Source organism: Herbaspirillum rhizosphaerae, from assembly GCF_001189965.1.
Classification (GTDB): domain Bacteria; phylum Pseudomonadota; class Gammaproteobacteria; order Burkholderiales; family Burkholderiaceae_D; genus Herbaspirillum; species Herbaspirillum rhizosphaerae.
In genome coordinates this window covers 81,968-91,415 of record NZ_LFLU01000020.1, presented here as the reverse complement: position 1 = coordinate 91,415, position 9,448 = coordinate 81,968, and the positions used below count along the sequence as shown (strand labels likewise).

The window sequence follows — 9,448 nt, the reverse complement described above, 5'->3', positions numbered from 1 at the left end:
CGCATGGCCTTGCGAACCGTAACCGATGATGGTCACGTTCTTGTTCTTGATCAGGGACAGGTCTGCGTCTTTGTCGTAAAAAACTTTCATGATTTTTCCTAATTTAATTAATTTTTAAAAATGGTGAATGCTGATTCGCCGCGTATCGACGATCAACGTCAATCAGACTTTGAGGATCCGTTCGCCGCGGCCGATGCCGGAGCCGCCGGTACGAACGGTCTCAAGAATCGCTGCACGGTCGATCGAGTCGATAAACGCGTCCAACTTACCCTTGTTGCCTGTCAATTCGATGGTGTAGGTTTTTTCAGTGACATCAATGATGCGACCGCGGAAGATATCCGCCGTACGCTTCATTTCTTCACGCTCCTTGCCCACGGCACGTACCTTGATCAGCATCAGTTCGCGCTCGATATGCGCGCCTTCAGTCAGATCCACGACCTTCACCACCTCGATCAGGCGGTTCAGGTGCTTGGTGATTTGTTCAATCACGTCGTCCGAGCCGCTAGTCACGATGGTCATGCGCGACAAGGTGGCGTCTTCGGTAGGTGCAACAGTCAGAGTCTCGATGTTATAGCCGCGTGCGGAGAACAGACCCACAACACGGGACAGAGCGCCGGCTTCGTTTTCCAGCAGTACAGAAACAATATGGCGCATGATTACAGATCCTCCGAACCCAAGAGCATTTCAGTCAAACCCTTACCCGCCTTGACCATGGGCCAGACGTTTTCGGTTTGATCCGTAATGAAGTTCATGAAGACCAGCTTGTCTTTCATGGCGAACGCTTCCTTGAGCGCACCGTCCACATCGCCCGGTTTCTCGATCTTCATGCCGACGTGACCATACGATTCCGCCAGTTTGGTGAAGTCGGGCAAGGAGTCCATGTACGACTCGGAGTAGCGCGAACCGTAATCGATTTGCTGCCACTGGCGAACCATGCCGAGGAAACGGTTGTTCAGCAGAATGATCTTTGGCGTCAGGTGGTATTGCTTGCAGGTCGCCAGCTCCTGGATGCACATCTGGATCGACGCTTCGCCGGTGATACAGGCGACAGTCGCGTCAGGATTGGCTTTTTGCACGCCCATGGCGTACGGCAAGCCGACACCCATGGTGCCCAGACCGCCGGAATTGATCCAGCGGCGCGGCTTGTCGAAGCCGTAGTACTGCGCCGCCCACATCTGATGCTGGCCGACGTCGGAGGTGATGAAAGCGTCGCCCTTGGTGATTTCCCACACGTTCTGGATCACGGCTTGCGGCTTGATGAACTCATCCGAGGTCGCGAACTTCAGGCAATCGCGCTCGCGCCACTTGTTGATCTGCTTCCACCAGTTGGCGACAGCAGGCGCATTCGGCTTGGTTTCGGATGCATCAAGCTGCGTCAGCAACTCTTGCAGCACGTCCTTGACGTTGCCGACGATAGGAATGTCGACCTTGACGCGCTTGGAAATCGACGATGGGTCGATGTCGATATGAATGATCTTGCGGGCGTTCGACGCAAAGTGCTTGGGGTTGCCGATCACGCGGTCGTCGAAGCGCGCGCCGATAGCGATCAGCACGTCGCTGTGCTGCATCGCCATGTTGGCTTCATACGTACCGTGCATGCCCGGCATGCCGACGAACTTGTCGCTGGTGGAACGGTACGCGCCCAGTCCCATCAGCGTGTTGGTACAAGGGAAGCCCAGGCGATCGACCAGCTTGTTCAGCTCGGGTGCGGCATTTGCCAGGATCACGCCGCCGCCGGTGTAGATCATCGGACGCTCTGCCGTCAGCAGCAACTGCAACGCCTTGCGGATCTGACCCGAGTGGCCCTTGTCGACCGGCTTGTACGAACGCATCTCCACGCTTTTCGGATAATCGTAAGCGCAGGTATGCATCGAGATGTCTTTGGGAATATCGACCAGCACCGGACCTGGACGGCCGGTTGTGGCGATATAGAATGCTTTCTTCATCGTCGCCGCAAGGTCTTTCACATCCTTCACCAGGAAGTTGTGCTTGACGCAGGGACGCGTGATGCCGACGGTGTCGCATTCCTGGAAAGCATCCTGACCGATGGCGGTCGAAGGCACCTGGCCGGAAATCACGATCATCGGGATCGAATCCATGTACGCGGTCGCCAGACCGGTCACCGCATTGGTGACGCCGGGACCGGAAGTCACGATGCAGACGCCGACTTTTTCGGAGCTGCGCGAATAGGCATCCGCTGCATGCACCGCAGCCTGCTCGTGGCGTACCAGGATATGTTGGAATTTGTCTTGCTTGAAGATAGCGTCGTAAATATAAAGAACGGCGCCACCGGGATAGCCGAAGACGTGCTCAACGCCCTCTTCAGCCAGGCAACGGACGAGTATCTCCGCACCGGTGAGGTTTTCTGCACTCATTACTACTTCCTTTCAAGGTCCATTGGAGATTGATCGGATGTTCTCTCCTGACGAAATCGCACTGGTCGACTTGCTTCCTCCGGCATCCCTTCTTTGTGCGGTCACGTCATTTCTGCGCCCCAACCGTAGTGGGGTTCAAAATGCCGCTCAGCGCGACTCGTTCAGCCTTGGTGCAAGTACACCGTTACGAATTTCTCGCGCTTGTGGCGCGGGTTAGAACAAACAGCTTTTCAATAAAGCGCGTCTTTGACAATCGCTACATTATGCGTAGCCACGGTAAAGACCATAGAACTTCATGTTGATGAAGCGGACTGACACGTTAATGCGTCGCATCATTTTGGTCAAGCGAATTTCTTTGAACAAGCCGCAAAACCGCCGGGAAATTGCGGATTTCCTATAAACACCACCACAAACAAGGGCTTTTTTGCTAGCATGCGCTCTTGTTACAAATCCGTACATTCGACCAACATGTCGGAAATGCATTCGATTCATCTATTCCCGGCTGCACATCCACAAGCCGCATTGCATGGCAACTGACAAAGAACTCTCCGATTTTCTCGAAAATGTCGAACGCCGCGCCTTCAAACAGGCCGTCTACGCCGTGCGCAAAGATGAAGCCGCGCTCGACATCGTCCAGGATGCGATGATCAAGCTGGCCGAGAAATATGGCGACAAGCCGGCCAATGAACTCCCCCTCCTGTTTCAACGCATCCTGCAAAATACCATCCACGATTTCTTCCGCCGGGAAAAGGTCCGCACCACCTGGGTCAGCCTGTTCTCCAGTATCGGCCGCGATACCGAGAGCCAGGAAGACTTTGACCTGCTGGAAAGCTATGAAGCGGAAGAAGGCACGGAAGCAGCGGAGTCCAGCGCAGACAAGGTTGAACGCGAACAAACGCTCGCATTGATTGACGCCGAAGTACAAAAACTCCCGACTCGTCAACGCGAAGCTTTCCTCATGCGTTACTGGCAAGACATGGATGTCGCAGAAACGGCTGCTGCAATGGGATGTTCCGAAGGCAGCGTCAAAACCCACTGTTCTCGCGCCACACACGCCCTGGCTCAAGCACTCCGGGCTAAAGGAATCACATTATGAACAACAAAGAACTGCAATTTGCCTACCGGGTAAAGCGTGCTCTGGATGCCAATCTGGAACACTTGCCCGAATCCACCACGCAAAGCCTGGCTGAAGCACGCCGCGTTGCGCTTGCCCGCAAGAAAAAAGCCGCTCCGGTTCGCGCCGTAGTGCCGCAGTTTGCATTGGCCGGCGCCATGGGCGGCAGCTTCCGCGAGCCGCAATCGTTCGCCTGGCTCGGCCGCCTGGGCGTCGCCATTCCCTTGCTGGCCGGCGTCATGCTGTTTGCCGGCCTGTACGAGCACGAACACAAGCAACGCATCAGCGAACTGGCTGAAATCGATGCCGGCGTGCTGTCGGATGAATTGCCGCTGTCGGCCTATCTTGATCACGGTTTCAACGCCTATCTGGCGCAGCAAGGCGAATAATTGATGGTGCGTATCCGGACTTCAATGAGCAACGCAACACGCAAGATCCTGAACCTTCCTGTTGCGATTGTCGCCCTGCTTGCCTGCCTGGCCGGCGCCACGGCTCTGGCTCAAGGCCCCTCTCCGGCACCGGCAGCAACAACTGCACCGTCAGCGTCGCAACCTACTCCATCGAAGGTTGCAAGAAAACCCGATTCCAAACCGACCTGGACCGAACTCAACCCGGCGCAACAGCATGCGCTGGCGCCTTTGGCCGGCGAATGGAACAAAATGTCCTTCAGCAGCAAGGAAAAGTGGCTGGTCATCGGCAACAAATTCGCCTCCATGAGCCAGCCCGAACAAGACCGCATTCAGGAGCGCATGCGCGACTGGGTCAAACTGACTCCTGTGCAGCGCCGCTCGGTTCGCGAAAGCTATACCCGCGCCAAGAAGCTGGACGCCGACAAGAAATCGGCCCAGTGGAAGGAATACCAGCAATTGTCGGAAGAACAGAAGAAGAAACTGTCGCAAGCCAAACTGCCGAAGCATGTTGCCGCCTTGCCTGCAACGCAAAGCAAGGCCGCACCGACGATCCAGCTGCCGCAGGAAGCGCTTGAACAAACCTTGGTGCCGCAGCCGGCAGCCGCTCCGCCAGTGGCTGCACCGGCGCCGGTCGACGCAAAATAAACTGAACTGCAGCCCGCACGAAGCATTCCGGGCACGAACGTAAAATGCCATGTCCGCGCAAGAACGCCGGCATGGCATTTTTTCATGGCGAACACAAATGACGCCGCGTATGATGAGCCCCTTATGCCGCCTGGCGCAGCGCCCATCCGGCTGCCCGCCAGATTGATCATCAAGAGAAGAGACTGCCTTGAGCGCCACATTGCACAGCACATCGAACCAGACATCGCAGACCATGCCCACGCCCTCCCTTCGACGCCGCCTGTGCAGCATGCTGTACGAAGCCATGCTGCTGTTCGGCGTGCTGTTCATTTCGGCATGGCTGTTTTCCACCCTGCTCCAGCAACGCCATGCCCTGTACCTGCGTCACGCGCTGGAGAGCTGGCTGTTCGTCATCCTGGGGCTGTATTTCATCTGGTTCTGGACCCACGGCGGCCAGACGCTGGCGATGAAAACCTGGCGCATACGCCTGGTCGGCGCTGACGGCTTGCCGGTCGGCGCGCTGCGTGCGCTGGCCCGTTTCCTGCTGAGCTGGCTGTGGTTCATTCCCGGCCTGGCGCTGGCCTGGGCCCTGGGCGCAAAAAACTGGATGCTGGTGGGGGTTCCCGTCGCCAACCTGGTCATTTGGGCGGCACTGGCCTATCTCGACCCGCAGCGCCAATTCCTGCACGACAGGATTGCCGGCACGCGCCTCGTCGATCTGAATCCCCGGAAAAAGAAACAATAAGGACACACTGAAACAAAACGGTCATGCAATCCTGTTACGCTAGCCGTTTTGCTCATCTTCACGAGGCCGCCGCTGCATGATCGCCCGCATCGCCAGAACCTTGCTGCTCACCCAATTTGGCGTTGGCATTCTGTTCTATCTCCTGCTCGTCAAGCTGCACGTCACCAACGTTCCTCTTGCGATCGTCTTCAGCATCGCGCTGGTCGCAGCGTTCCGCGCGTCCATCACGGCCAACAGTTTCTTCCTGACCTGGCCGTACCGCGCCAAGTCCGCCCATACGCCGGAGCTGACCTGGCCGGGCATTTTCAGGTTATTTGCCGGCGAATACTGCGCCACCATGGTGTGCTCTTCCTGGGGCATGCCTTTCCAGCGTTTCGACAAACGCATCTTCACCGACACCACATCCCTGCCGGTCTTGCTGATTCACGGCTACGGCTGCAACAGCGGCTACTGGCACTGGATGAGCCAGGCGCTCAGCGAGGCCCACATCACGCACTACGCGGTCGACATGGAGCCGGTGTTCGGCAGCATCGACGGCTATGCGCCCATCGTGCACGAAGCCGTGCAGCGCCTGGTCACCGAAAGCGGCCAGGACAAGATCGTCATCGTCGCGCATAGCATGGGCGGCCTGGCGGCGCGCGCCTATCTGCGCGACCACGGCCATACCAATATCGCCAAAGTCATCACCCTTGGCACGCCGCATCACGGCACCACCATCGCCAACTTCGGCATCGGCATCAATTGCGGCGAAATGAACTGGCTAGGCCGTGCGGAAGAAGGCACCAGCAGCGAATGGCTGCACAAACTGGCCGCCACCGAAAACCCGGCGACGCGGGCGGTCATCCTGTCGATTTATTCGCATCACGACAACATCGTATCGCCGCAAATCTCGTCCCAATTGCCCGGTGCGGAAAACATTCCCATCAGCGGCATCGGCCACGTCGCCCTGGCGCTCGATCCGACCATCCAGGCGCTGGTCATCGAAGAGATCCACAAGGCCGACAAAATAAAAAACCCGCATGGAGAAATGCGGGTTTCCTGAACGATCCCGGCACGCCGCACAGGCGTATCGCGGGTCTGCGGACCTCTCTGCTTACTTCTTGGCGTCTTTGGCCGCGTCCTGAATCTGCTGGCCGGCGGCTTCGATCTTCTCTCCAGCCTTTTGCGTCAGGTCCTTGGCTTCGTCTTTGGCCTTGCTCATCGCCTGATCGAGTTTCTGACCGGCTTCGCTGGCCTTGTCCTGCGCCTTGTCGGCTGCCACGGCGGCCTGATCGCCGGCGTTCTTCACCGCGCTGTCGAGTTGCTTGCCCATCGTTTCCGCCGGGCCCGGAGTTTCTTCTTTCTTCTGGCAGGCGGACACCGCCAACGCCACCGCACCGATTGCCAACGCCGCGCCCATCAATTTAATCAATTTCATATTTACCCTTTCAAAATCAGAACCGCCCGACGGACGTGTGGAAAACATCCTGCGGCACGATAGCACGTTGCCCGAGCCCGTTTGCCTCAGACACCTCAAAAACGTAAAAATATCCTCCCGATGCACGCAAAGTTCGAACGCGCCATCGTTACACCATCAAGGCCAGTTCCTCCTCCGTAAAACCTGCGGCACGGCGCGCCTTCATGTTGAACGGGCCGCGCATCACCGGCGCCTTGAACGCCAGCGACAAGTCCGCAAACGTTGCAATCGGATCAAGACCGCGTTGCCTGCACAGCCAGCCATACCAGCGGTTGCCGATGGCGACGTGGCCGATTTCATCGCGCATGATGATGTCGAGAATCTCCGCCGCTGCCTGATCGCCTGCCTGCGCCAGCTTGTTGCGCACCGGCGGTGCGGCATCCAGCCCGCGCGCCTCCATCGTCCGCGGCACCAGCGCGATGCGGGCCAGGATATCCAGACGCGTTTTCTCGGCCATATCCCACAAGCTGTTGTGCGCCGGGAAATCGCCGTAGGCATGGCCCAGCACCTGCAAGTGGGCCTCCAGCAAGGAGAAGTGGTACGCCTCTTCGCTCGCGACCTGCAGCCAGTCGACATAAAACGCCTCCGGCATATCCGGAAAGCGCCAGATCACATCCAGCGCCAGATTGATTGCATTAAATTCAATATGCGCCAGCGCATGGATCATGGCGGCGCGTCCCTCATCCGTCACCATGGAACGATGCTTTACCTGCAACGGCGACACTAGTTCCGGCTGCTCAGGCCGGCCGGGAATAGCCGCGCCATCCGCCGACAAGGCGACCGCACGATCCAGCGCCAGGCCGCCCGCATGCCACGCGCTTGCCAGCGCCCGGACGTTGGCAACCTTGATGGCGCTCTCGGTCTGGAGCAGGCAATGCAGGGCTCCGGTACGCAATTCGGTCGCAATAAAAAGATTGTCGCCAGGCAAATTGGCGCTCAAGGGCTGGTTCAAAGGTGAATTCATACAAGCAGCGGTAAAATGACGGGTTGATGCAACACAGTCCGTCCCAATATGGATGTCTGTGTTCTCGATTAACCGAGGAGACAATTTTATTATGGCAATTTACAAGTTGGAACAAGACACGCCGGAAATCGCGGAAACCGCCTACGTCGCCGAGTCGGCCGTCGTGGTCGGCAAGGTCAGGCTCGAAGAGCACGCCAGCGTCTGGTTCAACGTCAGTATCCGTGGCGACAATGAATTAATCACCATCGGTGAAAACAGCAACGTTCAGGAGGGTGCAGTATTGCACACTGACGTCGGTTACCCGATGCATATCGGCAAGAACGTTACCGTCGGTCACCAGGCCATGCTGCACGGCTGCACCATCGGCGAAGGCGCACTGATCGGCATTCAGGCCATCGTGCTCAACGGCGCCAAAATCGGCAAGAACAGCCTGGTCGGCGCCGGCGCGCTGGTTACCGAAGGCAAGGAGTTTCCGGACAACTCGCTGATCATCGGTTCGCCTGCCAAAGCCGTGCGCACCCTGACGGAAGAAGACATCGCCCGCATGCGCGCCGGCACCGACGGTTACGTCGAACGCGCGCAATTGTTCAAAACCAGTCTCAAACGCATCGCCTGACGCGTCATTAAAACAAGGCAAGCAGCACGACGCGGCCTCAGCCGCCTCTCGTGGGCATCAGCAAGCAATAGAAAGAAACAATGAAAGATACGCTGCAAAAATTCATGGTTGAAGACGCACCGGTTCGCGGGGAGCTGGTGGAAATTTCTGCGACCTGGCAACAGATCCTGGCGCGCCGCGACTATCCGATCGCGGTGAAAACGCTGCTCGGCGAAATGCTGTCGGCCGCTGCGCTGCTGTCGGCCAATCTCAAATTCAACGGCATGATCGTCATGCAGATCCACGGCGACGGTCCGGTCAAACTGCTGGTGGTTGAGTGCGACTCCGAGTTGCGCCTGCGCGCCACCGCCAAAGTCGTCGAAGGCGCAGAAGTGCCGGAAGACGCCACGCTGGAGCAGCTGGTCAACGCCAACGGAGACGGCCGTTTTGCCATCACGCTCGATCCGAAGGACAAGATGCCCGGCCAGCAGGCCTATCAAGGCATCGTGCCGCTGGACGGCGACAACATCGCGACCGTCATCGAAAACTACATGCTGCGTTCCGAACAACTCGACACCAAGCTGTGGCTGGCCGCCAACGGCGAAGTTGCGCGCGGCGTACTGCTGCAAAAACTGCCGACACAGGGCGGCAAAAACGCGCCTGCGGAAGAACTGGAAACCTGGAATCGCCTCTCCATGCTCGGCAACACCTTGCGCAACGAAGAGCTCCTGAACACCGATATCGAAACGCTGATGCGCCGCCTGTTCTGGGAAGAATCCATTCGCGTTTTCGAACCGGAGCATCCTGAATTCCACTGCTCCTGCTCGCGCGAAAAAGTTGGCAGCATGCTGAAAATGCTGGGCCAAGCAGAGATTGAAGATGCGCTGGCAAGCCAGGAAAAACTGGGCATCAGCTGCGACTTCTGCGGTCAGCACTACGAGTTCGACGCGGTGGATTGCGCCCACTTGTTCCTGCCTGAAACACCTGCCGACGCCGTGCCGCACACTGACACACGCCATTGATTTCTACGGCGCGGCCTGTTTCTCCCTGTAGTGCCTGCCTCACCGACGCTGGGTCCTGACGAAAGTCAGGACCCAGCGTCTTTCGTTCCGCACACACCGTCCCTCGTCACCGGACACGCCACTGTGTCCCAGCGTTCGCTGGG

At 58.0% G+C, this 9,448-nt stretch carries 12 protein-coding genes; 7 read left to right on the top strand and 5 right to left on the bottom strand.

Annotated elements, in window-relative coordinates; all coding sequences use genetic code 11:
* From AKL25_RS24330 to AKL25_RS21090, 3 genes are all read right to left on the bottom strand, one after another.
* Nucleotides 1-90 (bottom strand): hypothetical protein (locus tag AKL25_RS24330; RefSeq protein ID WP_157050713.1); only part of this gene is annotated, 90 nt, incomplete at its 3' end.
* 72 nt (nt 91-162) lie between these two features.
* The gene (gene ilvN, locus AKL25_RS21095) at nt 163-654 is read right to left on the bottom strand and encodes an acetolactate synthase small subunit (protein ID WP_007882202.1); all 492 of its coding nucleotides are present in this window, start codon (nt 652-654) and stop codon (nt 163-165) included.
* 2 nt (nt 655-656) lie between these two features.
* The gene (locus AKL25_RS21090) at nt 657-2,375 is read right to left on the bottom strand and encodes an acetolactate synthase 3 catalytic subunit (RefSeq protein ID WP_050479670.1); all 1,719 of its coding nucleotides are present in this window, start codon (nt 2,373-2,375) and stop codon (nt 657-659) included.
* Between the two features lie 526 nt (nt 2,376-2,901).
* Between AKL25_RS21090 and AKL25_RS21085 the strand changes: the two genes are divergently transcribed.
* The 5 genes from AKL25_RS21085 (at nt 2,902) to AKL25_RS21065 (ending at nt 6,310) form a co-directional block, all read left to right on the top strand.
* On the top strand, nt 2,902-3,471 hold the full coding sequence (locus AKL25_RS21085) for an RNA polymerase sigma factor (RefSeq protein WP_050479669.1): 570 nt from the start codon (nt 2,902-2,904) through the stop codon (nt 3,469-3,471).
* Nucleotides 3,468-3,878 (top strand): DUF3619 family protein, encoded by a 411-nt coding sequence (locus AKL25_RS21080; protein ID WP_050479668.1) that lies wholly within the window; start codon nt 3,468-3,470, stop codon nt 3,876-3,878. Before AKL25_RS21085 ends, AKL25_RS21080 begins: the two co-directional genes overlap by 4 nt.
* 24 nt (nt 3,879-3,902) lie before the next feature.
* Nucleotides 3,903-4,544 (top strand): DUF3106 domain-containing protein, encoded by a 642-nt coding sequence (locus tag AKL25_RS21075; RefSeq protein WP_050479667.1) that lies wholly within the window; start codon nt 3,903-3,905, stop codon nt 4,542-4,544.
* 232 nt (nt 4,545-4,776) lie between these two features.
* Nucleotides 4,777-5,268, top strand: a complete 492-nt coding sequence (locus AKL25_RS21070) for an RDD family protein (RefSeq protein ID WP_050479682.1) — start codon at nt 4,777-4,779, stop codon at nt 5,266-5,268.
* A gap of 76 nt (nt 5,269-5,344) precedes the next feature.
* The gene (locus AKL25_RS21065; protein WP_050479666.1) at nt 5,345-6,310 is read left to right on the top strand and encodes an esterase/lipase family protein; all 966 of its coding nucleotides are present in this window, start codon (nt 5,345-5,347) and stop codon (nt 6,308-6,310) included.
* A gap of 51 nt (nt 6,311-6,361) precedes the next feature.
* Here AKL25_RS21065 and AKL25_RS21060 read toward each other — a convergent pair whose 3' ends face one another.
* Both AKL25_RS21060 and AKL25_RS21055 read right to left on the bottom strand, forming a co-directional pair.
* A complete protein-coding gene (locus AKL25_RS21060) occupies nt 6,362-6,685 on the bottom strand; it encodes a hypothetical protein (protein ID WP_050479665.1) in 324 nt (107 codons plus the stop codon).
* Between the two features lie 148 nt (nt 6,686-6,833).
* Nucleotides 6,834-7,688, bottom strand: a complete 855-nt coding sequence (locus AKL25_RS21055; RefSeq protein ID WP_050479664.1) for a ferritin-like domain-containing protein — start codon at nt 7,686-7,688, stop codon at nt 6,834-6,836.
* A gap of 91 nt (nt 7,689-7,779) precedes the next feature.
* Between AKL25_RS21055 and AKL25_RS21050 the strand changes: the two genes are divergently transcribed.
* Both AKL25_RS21050 and hslO read left to right on the top strand, forming a co-directional pair.
* Nucleotides 7,780-8,304, top strand: coding sequence for a gamma carbonic anhydrase family protein (locus AKL25_RS21050; protein WP_050479663.1), 525 nt, complete (start codon nt 7,780-7,782; stop codon nt 8,302-8,304).
* An 80-nt stretch (nt 8,305-8,384) separates the two neighbouring features.
* Nucleotides 8,385-9,305 (top strand): Hsp33 family molecular chaperone HslO, encoded by a 921-nt coding sequence (gene hslO, locus AKL25_RS21045; protein WP_050479662.1) that lies wholly within the window; start codon nt 8,385-8,387, stop codon nt 9,303-9,305.
* Nucleotides 9,306-9,448: the final 143 nt, after the last annotated feature.